Origin of the sequence: Streptomyces sp. NPDC002730 (assembly GCF_042888805.1) — a bacterium.
Taxonomy (GTDB): Bacteria; Actinomycetota; Actinomycetes; order Streptomycetales; family Streptomycetaceae; genus Streptomyces.
The window spans coordinates 142,766-158,768 of sequence record NZ_JBIAQG010000016.1 but is presented as its reverse complement, the minus strand read 5'-3'; the positions used below and the strand labels follow the sequence as shown (position 1 = coordinate 158,768).

Genomic DNA, 16,003 nt, shown 5'->3' with positions numbered 1-16,003 from the left:
GTGAGCGGCGAGCGGGAAGGGGTTCAGACCAGGGAGGTGTACAGGCCGGGGCGGCGGTCGCGCAGATACGGATTGGTCTCGCGCGAGGCGCTCAGCAGACCGGGGTCCACCTCGCCGATGACGAGCTCCTCGCCGCGGCCCGCGCGGGTCCTTACGGCGCCGTCGGGGCTCGCGAGGCAGCTGAGTCCGACGAACTCGAACTCGCCCTCCGGTCCGGTCCTGTTGACGTACGCGATGTACATCTGGCTCTCGAAGGCCCGCACCGGCACGAGGGACTCGGCGACGAACTGGAAGGGGTGCATCTGGGCGGTGGGCACCAGCAGCAGATCGGTGCCGGCGAGAGCATGCGCCCGGACATTCTCCGGGAACTCCACGTCGTAGCAGATCAGCATGCCGATCCGGATCCCGCCGAGTTCCGCCTGGACGACCGGCTGCTCGCCCGGAGTGAACCACTGCTGCTCGAAGCAGCCGAAGAGATGGGTCTTGCGGTAGTTCGCGAGGCTTTCGCCGTCGGGGCCGATCAGCTGCGCGGAGTTGAAGATCCGCTCGCCGTCCCGCTCGGGGTATCCGTACATCACCGCGATGCCGTGGCGTACGGCGATCTCCGCGACGGACCGGGCGCCGGGGCCGTCGGCGGGCTCGGCCAGCACCGGGACCTGGTCACCGATCGCGTACCCGGTCAGAAACATCTCGGGGCAGATCAGCAGCCGGGCACCGGCGGCAGCGGCATTGCTCGCGGCATCGTCGAGCACCTTGAGGTTCTCGGCGACCGAGCCCGGTCGGCCGGAGCTCTGGAGCAGTGCGGTGCGCAGCGGGGGCATGAGCAACCTCGGGGCGATGTATGCGGGGTGAAGAAGACGTTAAAAACGGTACGGTCCGGACTCCCGCCCGGACAAGGCGGGACCGTTGCGCGTCGCTGGTCGATCCATTGCGCGATGCGCACCCGCGGCGGTGATTCGTTGCGCGGCCCCGGAAATCAGACCGAGGTCGGAGACGACGGGGGCTCTCCCCCGCCGGGCGGCGGAGCACCGGTGCAGCCTCTGGCTCGATGTGCCGGGGAACCGCCGCCGGAAGAGTGGTGGGCGTTGGATCACCTGCCGAAAGGGCCTGTCATGAGCCGCATCGCTCACCGTCGTACGAAGATCGCCGCCATCGGGGCGGCGCTGCTGATCACCGCCGGAGCCGCGGGCTCCGCCGTCGCCTCGGGGGATGGCGACGGCGGGACCCGTGAGGCAGCCGTACTCACCGGCTCCGCGAAGCTGTACCGGTCGCTCGGCGACGACATCACCTTCACCTTCGACGCGCATCTGGCGGCGAAGGACAACGACGACCCGACGAAGGCGACCGGCACCTTTCGCTTCAGCCACTACCTGAACGGCAAGGGCGCCTTCGCCGAGGCCAGGGTCGACTGCCTGCTGACCGGCGGCAAGGTGGCCGTGGTGAGCGGTGTCATCACCAAGTCCGACCTGGAGGGCGCGAAGGGCAAGCGGGTCGGTATCACGGTCCACGACCTGGGCACGAACGACCGGCTCGGCTACAGCTGGGCCTCCACGGGCAGTCCCGTGGAGACTGAGGACCTGCCCAAGTGCGTGGGCTCGGCGCCGTTCGAGAAGGTCAAGGCCGGGACGGGCGACTTCAAGGTCGTGCCCTGGCACCCCAAGCTCTGACGGCTCAGGCGGGCGCGCCCGACGAGAACCGCCGCAGCAGCGGGGAGAGCACCAGCACCGACTTGGTGCGCACCACGAACGGCTCGCCCGCGATCCGCTCGAGCACCCGCTCGAAGTGGCGCATGTCGGAGGCGAATACCTGGACGATCGCGTCCGCCTCACCGGTGACGGTGGAGGCGGACACGACCTCTGGGTAGCGCTCCATGCCCCGGCGGATGGCGTCGGGCGAGGTGTTGTGGCGGCAGTAGATCTCGACGTAGCCCTCGGTCTCCCAGCCGAGCGCCGCCGGGTCCACCCGAACGGTGAATCCGGTAATGGCGCCTTCGGCGCGCAGCCGGTCGACCCGCCGCTTGACGGCGGGCGCGGAGAGGCCGACCTCGGAGCCGATGTCCGCGTAGGAGCGGCGGGCGTCCTCGGCGAGGGCGTGGACGATGCGTTCGTCGAGATCGTTCAGTCGCACTGCGGGTCGATCACTTCTCTGCTGTGGCAAGTCGGGAGCGGCGCATGCCGTATCCGAAGTAGAACACGAGGCCGACGATCATCCAGCCACCGAAGACCATCCAGGTGGTGCCCGGCATCGTGTACATCAGGTAGCCGCAGAAGATGAAGCCGAGGATCGGGGTGACCGGGAACAGCATCACCGTGAACGTGCGGTTCATGTCGGGGCGCTTGTACCGCAGGATCACCACGGCGACGTTGACCAGCGCAAAGGCGAAGAGCGTGCCGATGCTGGTGGCATTGGCCAGCTCGCCCAGCGGGATGAAGGCGGCAAGGGCCCCGCAGAAGAGCGAGACGATGACGGTGTTGGCGCGCGGGGCACCGGTACGCGGGTTCACCTTGGCGAACAGCTTGGGAACCAGGCCGTCGCGGGACATCGCGAACAGGATGCGGGTCTGGCCGTAGAGCACCGCGAAGACCACGGAGGCGATGGCGACGACCGCGCCCGCGGCGAGCACCACACCCCAGACGCTCTGGCCCGTGACGTCCTTCATGATCTGGGCCAGGGCGGCCTCGGTGCCCTCGAAGTCCTGCCACGGCATGGCGCCGACGGCGACGAGCGCAACCAGGCAGTACAGCACGGTGACGATCAGCAGCGACAGCATGATCGCGCGCGGGAGGTCCCGCTTGGGGTTCTTGGCCTCTTCGCCGGCGGTGGAGGCCGCGTCGAAGCCGATGTACGAGAAGAAGAGGCTGGCCGCGGCGGCGCTGATCCCGGTCACGCCGAGCGGGGCGAGCGGGGTGTAGTTACCGGCCTTGATGCCCATGAAGCCGATGCCGATGAAGAGCAGCAGCGTCACGATCTTCACGCCGACCATGATCGTGTTGACCCGGGCGCTCTCCTTGGCGCCGCCCATCAGGAAAGACATGGCGAGCAGTACGACGACCAGCGCCAGCAGGTTGATCAAGCCGCCCTCGCCCAACGGGGCGGAGATCGCTTCGGGGATGGTCACACCGATCGTGCCGTCGAGCAGCTCGTTGAGATATTCCCCCCAGCCGACGGCCACGGCCGCGACCGAGACTCCGTACTCCAGGATCAGACACCAGCCGCAGATCCAGGCGACGATCTCGCCCATGGTGGCGTACGAGTACGAGTACGAGGAGCCGGAAACCGGGATGGATCCGGCCAGCTCGGCATAGGAGAGGGCCGAGAACAGAGCGGTCAGACCGGCGATGACGAACGAGATCGCGACGGCCGGGCCGGCCAGCGGCGTGGCCTCGCCGAGCACGACGAAGATGCCGGTGCCGAGCGTCGCACCGATGCTGATCATGGTCAGCTGCCACATCGTGAGCGAGCGACGCAGCGAGCCACCCTCGCCCTGGCCGCCCTCGGCGACCAGCTGCTCGACTGGCTTGCGCCGCATCAGCCGGGCGCCCAGGCCCTGGCTCCGGGCGGGGGACGGCGCGGTCGCGGGTGGGGCTTCGCCGTGGTCAAGCACTCCGGGGCTCCTTCATGGCTGCGGGTCGGCAGCGGCGGGGTGACCGGCGGCCCGCGGGCATGGCGGAGAAGCCCGCGCATGAGGGGAGGAACCGCCGAGCAGACGGTCACCGCCACTCCTGGTACGGGGAGTGAGCCTACGAGGCTCTCGCTCATGCCCGTAATGCAGGGTTGTTGCGCATCTGCGAACGATCATTGCGCGATGACGGACGGCACGGGGAAACATTGCGCACCGGTGAACGAATGCCTCACAGCTCCCGAAGGCGGTCGACGATTTCGCGCAGCAGCTCCGGGTCGTTCAGACCCTCGTGGGTGACCGGCGCGGAGACCCGGATCAGTCCGGCCTCGACCAGGTCGGCCAGCAGGACGCGTACGACGGTGAGGGGAAGATCCGCGTCGGCGGCGATCTCGGCAACCGGGCGCGGCTCGCGGCGCACCAGCTCGAGCAGCGAGCTGCGAGCATGGTCGAGCCGCGGCTCGGATCCGGTCGGGTCCACGGCCGTGACCTGCGACATCAGATCGATGCTGTGCTCGGCGGCGGGACGGGTCCGGCCGCCGGTCGCGGTGTACGGCCGCACCAGAGGGCCGGTCTCGTCCTCGTACCAGTGGTCGCTCACGGTCTAGGTGTCGGTGGCCTCGGGGGCCGAGCGCGTGGGGACGGCCATATGCCGGCCCACCCGCCTGACCAGCAGCGACATTTCGTGGGCCAGCTGTCCGACGTCGGTCTCGGGGTCGGAGAGCACCGCAAGCCGGCTGCCGTCGCCGGCCGGAGTGATGAAGAGGAAGGCGTGGTCGAGCATCACCATCGTCTGCCGCACGGACCCGGCCTCGAAGCGGTCGCCGGCCTCCTTGGCGAGGCTGTGGAAGCCCGCGCAGACGGCGGAGAGATGTTCGATGTCCTTCCTGGCCATGCCTTTGGAGGCGCTGCTGACCAGACCGTCCGCGGTCAGCAGCACTGCCTGGAGTACATGGTCGGTCCTGGCCAGTAGATCGTCGAGCAGCCAGCCGAGGCCCGCTGGGTCCCCCGTGGGTTCGTCAGCCATCATCGTCCGTCCCTTCATCGGTCGTACGGGAGCGCGGCTCGGCCCCCGGCGACGCGGGTCCTGCGGGATCGCCCTTGCGGCCGCGGTCGAGACCGCGCTGGAAGGCTCCGAAGATCGAGCGCATCTCTTCCGGGGACACCTCACGGTCGGGGTCCTCGGCCGCTGCGGAGGGTGCGTCGCGCAGCGGGGCGGCGAGCGATGCCTGGCGCACCCGGGTCGGCAGTCCGAGCAGCGGCGGGCCGGGCTCGGGCGGCTGCGCGGCGGGCTGCGCCTGCGGCTCCTCCTTGGCGCGGTCGTGCGCCGGCTGCACGACTTCCAGCGCCCGGGGGGCGGCTGTCGGCAGAGCCCGGACCGGGGCGGGCTGCGGCCTGCCCACCGGCTCCGTGGCCAGCTGGGCGGGCGCGCCCGGTTCCTTGCCCTGGGCGGGCGGGACCGGCTCGACGGGGGCGAGGATCGGGTGGGGCAGCAGCACCACGGCCGTGGTGCCGCCGTACGGCGAGCGGGTGAGGGTGACCCCGATACCGTGCCGTTCGGCGAGCCGGCCGACGACGTACAGGCCGAGGCGCTCGTCCTGTGCCGGGTCGAAGTCGCGGGGCCGCGCCAGCGTCTGGTGCGCCTGGTCCAGTTCGTCCGCGTCCATACCGAGGCCGCGGTCGTCTATCTCCAGCACGAATCCGTTGCGGGCCTGGCCGGTGCGCATGGTGACCTGGGTGTGCGGCGGGGAGAACACGGCGGCGTTCTCGACAAGCTCGGCGACGAGGTGCACCACGTCGGCGACCGCCTCCGCGCTGATGCCCACGGCCGGCATCGGCGGCACCACGACCCGGGTGTAGTCCTCGATCTCGCCGACCGCGGCGGCCACGATGTCCACCACGGGTACCGGCTTGCGCCAGCGTCGTCCCGGCGTGGCGCCGGACAGGATGATGAGCCCCTCCGCATGGCGTCGCATCCGGGTCGTCAGATGGTCGATCCGGAACAGGTCCTCGAGCGTGTCCGGGTCGGTGGTGCGGCGTTCCAGAGTGTCGACGAGCTTCGACTGCCGGTGCACCAGCGCCTGGTTGCGGCGGGCGATGTTGAGCAGTACGGCGAAGACGCCGCGGCGCAGGGTCGCCTGTTTGACGGCGGCCTCGACGGCTGCCAGCCGGGCGGTGTTGAGTGCCCGGCCGACCTGACCGATCTCGTCAGGACCCTTCTCCTCGTCGCCGAAGTCCAGCGGCGGTGCGGCAGCGGCCGCATCCACCTCCTCGCCCGCGCCGAGCCGTTCCATCACATCGGGCAGCTGCTGAGTGGCGAGCACGTCGGCGGCGTCGCGCAGCTCCTCCAGGCGGCGCGAGATGCGCCGGCCGCTGGCGACCGAGAACCAGATCGACAGGCCGACCGCGATCAGTCCCAGCAGACCCACGACCGCGGCCTTGACCATCTCCCGGTAGGCGAAAGCCCGGCCGCGGTCGGCGGTGTTCAGCGCCGAATCGGTGCACAGCAGCATGTACCGCTTGACCGCGCGGTCCGTCGTGGTCCGCCAGGAGTCGGCGGCCATGGCCTTGCCGGCATCGGACGCGCCGGCCCGCAGCAGAGCGTCCTCACCGGCCGTCAGCGCCCGGTACTCGTCGCTCGCCTCGAAGTCCGTGAACAGCTTCCTGGAGTCGCCCGGGAGGTCGGGGACGTACGTACGGTGAAAGACCCGCCGGTCCTCGATAGTGGCGGTGAGCGCGTCGTACTGGCCGTCGGTGAGACTGCCCGCGGCACGCGCCCCGGCGACCAGGGCGTCCTCACGGGAGACGAACTCCCGCACGCGCACCAGCTCGATGACGACCTGCCCTTCGCGGGCGAGCTGGCCGGCCTGCAGGGCGGTGAGCGTGGACTGCACGTCGAAAGTCGGCTGGACGAGGACGGTGTACGCGTCGACGGCGTCGTCCCAGGAGATCGTCCGGGCCAGCACCCGCTCACGCAGGTCCTCCAGGCCGTCGATGGCGCCGGCCATCGCGTCGAGGGACTGCCGCTGGCGTTCGGAGAGGTCCGCACGCCGCTCCCGGTCGCCGATCGCGTCGCGCATGGCGCCGACGGCCCGGTCGGTCGAACGCTGCTGCGCGGTCAGGGCCGCGACTGCGGCCGAGCCGTCCTTCAGCCCCGCTCCCAGATACGCGGCGGTGAGCCTGCGTTCGATCTGGATCTGCCCCACAGCGGTGTCGACCGGGGTGCCGAAATCCTCGTACACACTCTGGACCCGGATCAGGGCCCGGAGGTCGCCGGTGACCGAGACCATGGCGAAGGTCCACAGCCCCATCAGAGCGATGACGGGTATGACCGTCAGAGTCACGATCCGGCCGCGGATCGTGGGGCGGCGGAATCGCCGGCGCATGGTCTCCCCAGAGCACATAGAACAACGGATCGGGGGCAGCTGATCGGCAGTGGTTACCCCCCGGTAAGCGCAGTCAAGTTACGCGATTTGGCATGCGCAACGCAATGTTCCTGCAGGTAACGGCGGGGAACGCCGGAGCGGTCCGATGCCGGACTCCATGGACACCTCGTCGTGTCTGCCGCATGGTGCCGCACCGGAGTGGACAGCGTTGGACTGCACAGCGTTGGACACAGTGCAGGACCGCACAGTGATCGTGCGGTCAGTTTCCGCACCCGACCTTGGGAGGCCCGCGTGACCTGGCTCGACCCCGGACCCTTTCTGCGAGGCGTGGCCTGGCTGGACCGTGGGCGCGCGGTGCGCGCGGACCCGGCCGATCTGGCCCGGCTGGCGTGGGACGCCGGCGAGCGGGCCGCATTGCCCATCGGCGTACGGCTGGAGTTCACGACAGACGGCGCGGACGCGGTCGAGATCCGCTACCGCGCCACCGTGCCGGGTCCGACCGACGCGCTGCGGGATCTCGCGCACTGCTTCGCGCTCTGGCAGGGCGGTGGCTGTGTGTCCGAGACCTTCACCGACCCGGCCGAGGAGGCGGTCGTCACGATCAGCCTGCCCGGCGGCACCAGTGGCCCGTTCACCGTCCATCCGCCCGAGGCCCAGTCCCCCGTGATCCTGGGAGTACGAGCAATCGGTGGCACGGTCGCGCCCGCCGCGCCACGCCCGCGCTGGCTCGTCCACGGCGACTCCATCACCGAGGGCTGGTGGTCCACCCGCCCCGCCCACTCCTGGCCCGCGGTCGCCGGCCGCACCCTCGGCCTGGACACGGTCAACCTCGGATACGCGGGCGCGGCCCGGGGCGAACTGGCCACGGCGCAGCAGCTGGCGGCAGCGCCCGCCGATGTGATCACCCTCGCTTTCGGCACCAACTGCTGGACCGGCATCCCCTGTTCGGTCCCGCTGCTGTACGAGACGACGCGCGCGTTCATCGAGCTCGTACGCCAGGGGCATCCGGACATCCCGCTCCTGCTGGTCTCCCCCGTACTGCGCCCCGACGCCGAGCAGACCCCGAACCCGCTCGGCGCCACTCTCGCCGAGCTGCGTACGGCAATGGAGGAGGCCGTCCGCGACCGTATCGGCGACGGGTCCGGCGACCAGCGGCTCACGCTGCTGCCAGGACGCGATCTGCTCGGTCCCGGGCAGCTGGCCGACGGGGTGCACCCCAATGACGAGGGCCATGCCGTGCTGGCCGCCGCGGTCGCCGACGCGCTCCGGGCGGCGTTCCCGTCAATCCGGCCGTCCGATAGTTAAAGAACATGGGCTGAAGAGCGACATCTGGGGTATGCGAGCGGTGATGAACGCAGAGCCGCATGTGGTGATCGAGGATTCGCCACACAGAGACAGCTCGGGAGCCCGCCGCGCGACCGCGGACTTCCTGCTGCAGTACTGCCCCTGGGCCGACGGGGACGCAGTGCTGCTCGTCGTCTCCGAGCTGGTCGCCAACGCGCTGCGGCACACCGCCGGCTGGTGGCGGCTGCATCTGACAGCGGGGCAGGACACGCTGGTGGTGGAGATGGACGACTCCAGCCCGCTGCCTCCCGTACCGCGCGAGCCCGATTTCACCGGCGGCGGCGGATTCGGCTGGCACATGGTGCTCCGGCTGGCGGGCCGGGTGGAGGTCCGCCCGCTGCCGTACGGCAAGCGGGTGCAGGCGACCTGGATGCGGCCGGTGTCGGCTCAGTCCAGCTGCTGATCCCGGAAACGACGCTGCTGATTCCCGGACCCGGAGCACGCGGACCCGGAGCACGCGCACTGGAGCACGCGGAATCGCGCACGCCGAAGACAGCAGGCGAAAGCGGCGTCCCGGTGCTCGGGACGCCGCTTCTCCCGTGGGGGGAATGGTGATGCGTGGGGTGGAGTCTCACTCCACCACAAGCAGGCCCTCACGCAGCCGTGAGGTGATGCGCGTCAGCAGCCTGGAGACATGCATCTGGGAAACGCCCAGTTCCACACCGATCTCCGACTGGGTCATCTCCTCTCCGAAGCGCATCTGCAGGATCCTCTTGTCGCGGTCGTCGAGTTCCTCGATGAGGGGCTTGAGCGCCTGGACGTTCTCCGCGATCTCCAGATCGGCGTCGGGCGCTCCGAGCCGGTCGGACAGCGGCGTCGACGCGTGGTCGGACGCGTCGTCCACGGGCATGTCGATCGAGCCGGCCGTGTAGCCGTTGCTGGCGACCACGCCTTCGATGATCTCTTCCTCGTCGAGCCCGAGGTGCTCGGCCAGTTCGGCGGTGCGCGGCGCGCGGTCGAGCTGCTGGGAGAGTTCGTCGGTGGCCTTCGCCAGATCGATCCGCAACTCCTGCAGCCGGCGCGGCACATGCACGGCCCAGCTCGTGTCGCGGAAGAACCGCTTGATCTCACCGACGATGTACGGGACGGCGAAGGTCGCGAACTCCACCTCGCGGCTCAGCTCGAACCGGTCGATCGCCTTGATCAGGCCGATCGTGCCGACCTGGACGATGTCCTCCATCTGCTCCGCGCGGTTACGGAACCGGCCGGCCGCGTACCTGACGAGCGCCAGGTTGAGTTCGATGAGTGTGTTCCGTACGTATTGATGCTCGTGCGTTCCCTCCTCCAGCGAGGCGAGCCGAACGAAGAAGAGCCTCGAGATCTCACGTGCGTCCTTGGGTGCCACCTCCGCCGGGTTCGCCACGTCCGGAAGATCCAGCTCCGCGATGTTCGGGCGCTGTGTTCCAGGCTGCGTGCGTTCGGCCGGGACCGTGCTCGCCGTGGACACTTGGTCCTCCCCTGCTCCGTGGTCAGTGCAGAGCGCGTATACCCCGGCTTGCTCCACACATGCCTGGGGAAAGCGAGTTGACGCCAAAACACCGTGTCCGGCCCGCGCGGCGAGCGCACGGGCCGGACACGGATGGAAGTTATTAGCTCCAGCTGGCGTGCAGGGGCTGACCCTCGGCATAGCCGGCGGCACTCTGAATGCCGACAATCGCCTTCTCGGCGAACTCCTCGAGCGAGCCGGCGCCGGCGTAGGTGCAGGAGGAGCGGACGCCCGCGATGATCGAGTCGATCAGGTCCTCGACACCGGGCCGGGTCGGGTCGAGGAACATCCGGGAGGTGGAGATGCCCTCCTCGAACAGTCCCTTGCGGGCCCGGTCGTACGCCGACTCCTCGCTCGTACGGTTACGGACGGCGCGGGCGGACGCCATGCCGAAGGACTCCTTGTACAGACGCCCGTCGGCGGCCTGCTGGAGGTCGCCCGGCGACTCGTACGTACCGGCGAACCAGGAGCCGATCATGACGTTGGACGCGCCGGCGGCGAGCGCCATGGCGACGTCGCGCGGGTGTCGCACACCGCCGTCGGCCCAGACGTGCTTGCCGAACTTCTTCGCCTCGGCGGCGCACTCCAGGACGGCCGAGAACTGCGGCCGGCCCACGCCGGTCATCATGCGGGTGGTGCACATCGCGCCGGGGCCCACTCCGACCTTGATGATGTCCGCGCCGGCCTCGATGAGGTCGCGTACACCCTCGGCGGCGACGATGTTGCCCGCGACGATCGGCACCTGCGGGTCGAGCGCCCGGACCGCCTTGATCGCGGTGATCATCGACTCCTGGTGGCCGTGCGCGGTGTCGACGACGAGCGTGTCGACGCCTGCGTGGAGGAGCTGCTTGGCCTTGCCCGCCACATCGCCGTTGATGCCGACGGCGGCGGCGATGCGCAGCTTGCCGTCGTTGTCGACGGCGGGGCTGTAGAGGGTCGCGCGCAGCGCGCCCTTGCGGGTGAGGATGCCGGCCAGCCGGCCGTCCTTGTCCACGGCAGGGGCGTAGCGGCGGTTGGCGGCGTCGAGCTTGTTGAAGGCGTCGCGCGGGTCGATGTCCGCGTCGAGCAGCAGCAGGTCCCTGGACATGATCTCGGACAGCTGTGTGAAGCGGTCCACGCCGGACAGGTCGGCGTCGGTGACAACGCCGATCGGCCGGTGGTCCGCGTCCACGACGACGCCCGCGTCATGCGCGCGCTTCGGCAGCAGGGACAGCGCGTCGGCGACGGTCTGGCCGGGGGCGAGCACGATCGGGGTGTCGAGCACGAGGTGGCGCGTCTTGACCCAGGAGATGACGTCGGTGACGACATCGATCGGGATGTCCTGAGGGATGACGACGAGGCCACCGCGGCGGGCGAGCGTCTCGGCCATACGGCGGCCCGCGATGGCGGTCATGTTCGCGACGACCAGCGGGATGGTCGTGCCGGTGCCGTCGGGAGCGGAGAGGTCGACGGCCTGGCGGGAGCCGACGGCCGAGCGGCTCGGCACCATGAAAACGTCGTCGTACGTGAGGTCGTACGGCGGCTTCAGGTCATTGAGGAAACGCACGTGCTGATCATCCCAGTCGATCGGAGTTGGCCCCCGGTCATTTCAGCCGGGGAAATCGCACGTACTTCATTGTCCCATGCCCATGCGCATGTGTTGCCTGGGAGAAAAGTCCAGCTCATGGCCGTGCGGTCGAGCGGATCCTCCAAACGCGTCCGCCGTGGGTGTCCGGGGCGCGGGGCCGAGCGCGTGCGCCGCGGCCGAACGGCGTGCGCCAAGGCCGTGGGAGGCGTGAATGGGCACCGGCGGATCGGACAATGAGCCCAGGACGGTGCTCTGCACGACGTGGGTGACCCGATCGGCCGCGTCACTCTCGTTTTCGGCGTGCCTCTGTCTGCCCAACGCCCTCTCGCAGCCCGGTGGTTACGCACTGGACCCGGTCGGAGACACGGGTCAACCCGGGGCACAAAGCGCGGCCGTGACTCGGGCTGCCGGCCCCCGACGGCGGGCCGGCAGTCGTCCTGCGAACCGTCCCGTCAGTCGTCCGGGTCGGCCCGGTCGAGTGCGGGCCGCGGTCCGGGCGGGGCCATCAGCAGCTGGTCGGCTGCCGCCGTGTCCGTCACCAGGCTGGTGACCAGGCCGGAGCGCAGCACGGCAGCGATCGCCTCCGCCTTGCGCTGGCCGCCCGCGATCGCCACCACCTCGGGGATACGGCGCAGCCGGTCGGCCTCGACCGTGATGCACCGCTCGCCCAGGTCGCGGCCGACCCGACGGCCCTCCGCGTCGAAGAGGTGGGCGGACATCTCGGCGGCGACGCCGAGCGAGGCGTAGTGCGCGCGCTCCTCGTCGGTGAGCATGTCGTGCACGGTCGAGATACCCGGCTCCCAGGAGCCGATGGAGACCGCGGCGACGGTGACCTTGTCGAAGTACTCGAAGGCGCGGGCGATCCCGGTCTGGTTGCGCAGCGCCGCGGCGGTCGCCGGGTCGGGCAGCAGCATCGGGGCATAGATGGGGTGGGCCTCGCCGCCGGAGACCTGCGCGGCACGCCGTACCGCCTCGACGGAGCCGCGCTCGGCGGTCCCGGCGTCGTACACGCCCGTCAGCTGGACGACCGTGCACGGCGGCAGCCGGTCGAGCGCGGCCGCCATATGGATGGTGGACCGGCCCCAGGCCAGACCCAGCACATCGCCCTCGTTCACCAGCTCGCCGAGCAGGTCGGCGGCCACCTCGCCCAGGTTCTCCGGGTCGGGCGACTCGTCCTCGCCCTCCGCCGGGGACTCCACCACGACCGCGTGCCGCAGGCCGTAGCGGGCGCGGAGCGCGTCGGAGCGCTCTGCGTCCAGCTCGGCGGGTACGCGGATCTCGATCCGTACGAGATCACGCTCGAGCGCCGTCTCCAGAACCCGCGCGACCTTGAAGCGGCTGACGCCGAACTCCTCCGCGATCTGGATCTTGGATTTGCCCTCGAGATAGAAGCGGCGGGCCATGGCCGCCGCCTGCACCAGCTCCGCGGGTCCCATCCGCATGGCTGACCGGCCCGTCGACACCGCGATCTCCTCACTGCTGTACACACTCCGGATCCGTCATCCTGTCAGATCCGCCGGTCCTTGATCGGCCCTGATGGGCCGAGTTCACTTGCTTGTGGCTCAGTGGTTGCAAGCCCAGGCCGCCGAGGTGATGGTCTGCTGCGCCTTGCCGCGCAGTTCCCGCACCGCCTGCGCCGGGTCCTGCGCCCCGTACACCGCAGAACCGGCGACGAAAACGTCCGCGCCCGCCTCGGCGCAGCGCTCGATCGTCGCCTCCGAAACCCCGCCGTCGACCTGCAGCCACAGCTCGAGGCCGTGCTTGGAGATCAGCTCCCGGGTGCGGCGGATCTTGGGCAGCATGATGTCCAGAAAGGCCTGGCCGCCGAAGCCTGGCTCCACGGTCATGATCAGCAGCATGTCGAGCTCGGGGAGCAGGTCCTCGTACGGCTCGATGGGGGTGGCGGGCTTGAGCGCCATCGACGCGCGGGCACCCTTGGCCCGGATCTCGCGCGCCAGCCGTACCGGAGCGGCGGCTGCCTCGACATGGAAGGTGACGGATCCGGCCCCCGCTTCGACGTACTGCGGGGCCCACCGATCGGGGTCCTCGATCATCAGATGGCAGTCCAGCGGGGTATCCGTCGCGCGGCTGAGGGATTCCACGACCGGCACGCCCAGGGTGAGGTTGGGCACGAAGTGGTTGTCCATGACATCGACATGGAGCCAGTCGGCGCCCTCGACGGCTCTGGCCTCCTCCGCCAGGCGCGAGAAGTCGGCGGAGAGGATGCTGGGACTGATCTGAACGGCCATGGGCCAAGCCTGCCACGTTCCGGGGCGCTTCCCCTCCCCGGTAGGGCTCCCGGTATGGACCAGAGGCTCCCCGGATCAGCACAGTCCGCGCAATCCCGGCGATTCGGCCCGGCACCAGGGGCAATTGGGGGCGTCATGGCGGACGCACACAAGGGACGGGCACGGCGGGCAGCGGCGACCCCTGGTGATCATCACCGACGCACCACAGGCCATCGGCAGGACGGCGGGAGGGCGGTGCTCCCGGCCGCGGAAGAGTGCGGACCGGGAGAGCGCCGCGTCGGACTGGCGCAGGAAACGCCGTCAGCAGGCGGTCGCGCCGCGGACGGCGTCAATGAGTGCGGTCGACGCACCGGAAGAGGTCTTCATGATCGCTGTGGCCTCCCCGCACTCTCCCCGCTTCTGGTAGACGGGGCCCGCGTACTGGGTGAAAGTGCCCGAGTCCTGGGTGCATCCGTCGGCGATGACGTTCGAACACAGCTTGAGCTTCATGTACTTGGCCCTAGCTCGTGTTGTTGTCCAGGATGGAACACACGGGCTGGTTGTTGGCCGCACCCGGCTTCGTGTGGATGAACAGAGTGCCCCAACGCCGCTCGCCCGGCAGGCGTTCGGCGTAGTAGATCGTGCATCCGGTGCCACACACGTTGGCCGCAGCCTGGGCGGCAGCCGGATTTGTGGCGGCGATGGCTCGCGTGCCGGACTTCGCCTCGGGAGCAATCTTGAGGCTGCTCGTCCCGCAATCGGGCGGGCGGCCACAAAACCCGACCCTCGCTAATCCAGCCACTCGGATGTGGCCTGAAACATACGGTTCATCGTAACGAGAAGTCACGCACCGAGAGGAATTTCGGACCTTGTTCGCGTCCGTAAGGCAGCGAATTGAAGTACACCTCCGGCTGTACGCCTCAGGCCGTACGGCGCAGCAGCGCGAGATACATCGCGTCCGTGCCGTGCAGATGGGGCCACAGCTGTACGTCGGGTCCCTCGCCCAGCGCGGGAACACCCGGCATCAGAGGCCGCGCGTCGAGCAGTTCGGCTTCCACGGCCGGGCCCCCTCGGCCCCTGAGCACGTCGTCCACGACCACCCGGGTCTCCGCGAGATGCGGCGAGCAGGTCGCGTATCCGACCACTCCCCCGACCCGTACGGCACTCAACGCCTCGCGCAGCAGCGCACGTTGGAGCGGCGCGAAGCCCTCGAGGTCCTCGGGGCGTCTGCGCCAGCGGGCTTCGGGCCTGCGCCGCAGCGCGCCGAGTCCGGTGCACGGCACGTCCATCAGTACGCGGTCGAACGAGCCGGGCAGCCACGGCGGCCGGGTGCCGTCGGCCGTGATGACCTGGTACGGGCCGGGGTTGCCGGCCAGCGCCCGCTCCACCAGCCGGGCCCGGTGCGGCTGCTTCTCGGAAGCCAGCAGCGACGCACCCCGCTGCGCGGCGAGCGCGGCCAGCAGCGCCGCCTTGCCGCCGGGTCCCGCGCAGCCGTCGAGCCAGCGCTCGTCGGGACCGTCCAGCGGCGCGTTGGCCAGGGCGATCGCGACAAGCTGGCTGCCCTCGTCCTGGACTCCGGCCCGCCCCTCGCGTACAGCCTCAATGGCGCCGGGCTCGCCGCCCTCGGCCAGCCGCACGGCGTACGGCGACCAGCGTCCCGGCAGCCCCGACTCCTCCCCCAGCGCCTCGAGCAGCTCATCGGCCGTGGAACGTCCTGGCCGGGCGACGAGCGTCACCTCGGGCCGCTCGTTGTCGGCCTCCAGCAGGTCCTCGATCCCGGCGCGCCCGCCGCCGAGTGAGTCCCACAGCGCGGAGACGATCCACTGCGGATGCGAGTGCACCACCGCCAGATGATCCTCGGCGTCCTTGTCGTACGGCGGCGCGACCCGCTCCAGCCAGGCGTCGAGGTCGTCCTGGGCGATCTTCCGCAGTACTGCGTTGACGAACTTCGCCCGCCCGTCGCCGAGCACCACCCGGGCCAGCTCCACGCTCGCCGAGACCGCGGCATGCGAGGGGATCCGCGTCCCGAGCAGCTGGTGCGCACCGAGCGCGAGCACATCGAGCACCGGCGGGTCGACCTCACGCAACGGCCGGTCGATGCAGCTCGCGATGATCGCGTCGTACGTACCCTGGCGGCGCAGCGTCCCGTACACGAGCTCAGTGGCGAGCGCCGCGTCGCGCCCGTCGAAATCGTCCTTCTCCCTGGCCTTCTTGAGCATGGGCGGCAGGACGAGATTCGCGTACGCGTCCCGCTCGTCGACGGCCCGCAGCGCCTCGTAGGCGAGGATCCGCACTGGATCCTTCTTGGGGCGGCGGTACGGCTTCGGGGGACGGCGATGTGCCTGCTCGTTCAAAGGTGCTCCGCGATTGAAA

Annotated in this window: 16 protein-coding genes; 3 read left to right on the top strand and 13 right to left on the bottom strand. The window is 70.1% G+C overall.

What is annotated here, in order from left to right:
* Positions 1–23: 23 nt before the first annotated feature.
* Positions 24–821, bottom strand: a complete 798-nt coding sequence (locus ACFYXH_RS35040; protein WP_389571803.1) for a carbon-nitrogen hydrolase family protein — start codon at positions 819–821, stop codon at positions 24–26.
* Positions 822–1,112: 291 nt separating this feature from the next.
* On the opposite strand from ACFYXH_RS35040, the gene ACFYXH_RS35035 reads away from it, so the two are divergent.
* Positions 1,113–1,667 carry a Repetin gene (locus ACFYXH_RS35035; RefSeq protein WP_389571800.1) on the top strand — a complete coding sequence of 185 codons (555 nt, stop codon included), beginning with the start codon at positions 1,113–1,115 and terminating at the stop codon, positions 1,665–1,667.
* Between the two features lie 4 nt (positions 1,668–1,671).
* On the opposite strand, the gene ACFYXH_RS35030 is transcribed toward ACFYXH_RS35035, so the two are convergent.
* The 5 genes from ACFYXH_RS35030 to ACFYXH_RS35010 form a co-directional block, all read right to left on the bottom strand.
* Complete coding sequence (locus tag ACFYXH_RS35030) at positions 1,672–2,127, bottom strand: Lrp/AsnC family transcriptional regulator (protein ID WP_327322248.1); 456 nt, start codon at positions 2,125–2,127, stop codon at positions 1,672–1,674.
* Positions 2,128–2,137: 10 nt separating this feature from the next.
* Complete coding sequence (locus tag ACFYXH_RS35025) at positions 2,138–3,604, bottom strand: amino acid permease (protein ID WP_389571796.1); 1,467 nt, start codon at positions 3,602–3,604, stop codon at positions 2,138–2,140.
* 247 nt (positions 3,605–3,851) lie between these two features.
* Positions 3,852–4,220, bottom strand: coding sequence for a DUF742 domain-containing protein (locus ACFYXH_RS35020; protein WP_362679514.1), 369 nt, complete (start codon positions 4,218–4,220; stop codon positions 3,852–3,854).
* A 3-nt stretch (positions 4,221–4,223) separates the two neighbouring features.
* Entirely contained in the window at positions 4,224–4,649 is a 426-nt protein-coding gene (locus ACFYXH_RS35015) for a roadblock/LC7 domain-containing protein (RefSeq protein WP_385308518.1), read from the bottom strand.
* Positions 4,639–7,005, bottom strand: coding sequence for a nitrate- and nitrite sensing domain-containing protein (locus ACFYXH_RS35010; RefSeq protein ID WP_389571793.1), 2,367 nt, complete (start codon positions 7,003–7,005; stop codon positions 4,639–4,641). The genes ACFYXH_RS35015 and ACFYXH_RS35010 overlap by 11 nt, the downstream gene beginning before the upstream one ends.
* Positions 7,006–7,296: 291 nt before the next feature.
* Between ACFYXH_RS35010 and ACFYXH_RS35005 the strand changes: the two genes are divergently transcribed.
* Positions 7,297–8,310 carry a GDSL-type esterase/lipase family protein gene (locus tag ACFYXH_RS35005; RefSeq protein ID WP_389571791.1) on the top strand — a complete coding sequence of 338 codons (1,014 nt, stop codon included), beginning with the start codon at positions 7,297–7,299 and terminating at the stop codon, positions 8,308–8,310.
* A 43-nt stretch (positions 8,311–8,353) separates the two neighbouring features.
* Positions 8,354–8,752, top strand: a complete 399-nt coding sequence (locus ACFYXH_RS35000) for an ATP-binding protein (protein ID WP_389571788.1) — start codon at positions 8,354–8,356, stop codon at positions 8,750–8,752.
* 168 nt (positions 8,753–8,920) lie between these two features.
* Here ACFYXH_RS35000 and ACFYXH_RS34995 read toward each other — a convergent pair whose 3' ends face one another.
* From ACFYXH_RS34995 to ACFYXH_RS34965, 7 genes are all read right to left on the bottom strand, one after another.
* Positions 8,921–9,796, bottom strand: a complete 876-nt coding sequence (locus ACFYXH_RS34995; protein WP_389571785.1) for an RNA polymerase sigma factor SigF — start codon at positions 9,794–9,796, stop codon at positions 8,921–8,923.
* Between the two features lie 142 nt (positions 9,797–9,938).
* On the bottom strand, positions 9,939–11,402 hold the full coding sequence (locus tag ACFYXH_RS34990) for a GuaB1 family IMP dehydrogenase-related protein (RefSeq protein ID WP_389571966.1): 1,464 nt from the start codon (positions 11,400–11,402) through the stop codon (positions 9,939–9,941).
* Between the two features lie 452 nt (positions 11,403–11,854).
* Entirely contained in the window at positions 11,855–12,889 is a 1,035-nt protein-coding gene (locus ACFYXH_RS34985; protein ID WP_362679502.1) for a sugar-binding domain-containing protein, read from the bottom strand.
* A gap of 75 nt (positions 12,890–12,964) precedes the next feature.
* Positions 12,965–13,651, bottom strand: coding sequence for a ribulose-phosphate 3-epimerase (gene rpe, locus ACFYXH_RS34980; RefSeq protein ID WP_389571782.1), 687 nt, complete (start codon positions 13,649–13,651; stop codon positions 12,965–12,967).
* 300 nt (positions 13,652–13,951) lie between these two features.
* Positions 13,952–14,140 (bottom strand): hypothetical protein, encoded by a 189-nt coding sequence (locus tag ACFYXH_RS34975; RefSeq protein WP_389571779.1) that lies wholly within the window; start codon positions 14,138–14,140, stop codon positions 13,952–13,954.
* A gap of 10 nt (positions 14,141–14,150) precedes the next feature.
* Entirely contained in the window at positions 14,151–14,291 is a 141-nt protein-coding gene (locus ACFYXH_RS34970) for a hypothetical protein (protein WP_389571776.1), read from the bottom strand.
* A 259-nt stretch (positions 14,292–14,550) separates the two neighbouring features.
* Positions 14,551–15,984: an RsmB/NOP family class I SAM-dependent RNA methyltransferase gene (locus ACFYXH_RS34965; protein WP_389571773.1), complete on the bottom strand. Its 1,434-nt coding sequence runs from the start codon at positions 15,982–15,984 to the stop codon at positions 14,551–14,553.
* Positions 15,985–16,003 lie beyond the last annotated feature (19 nt).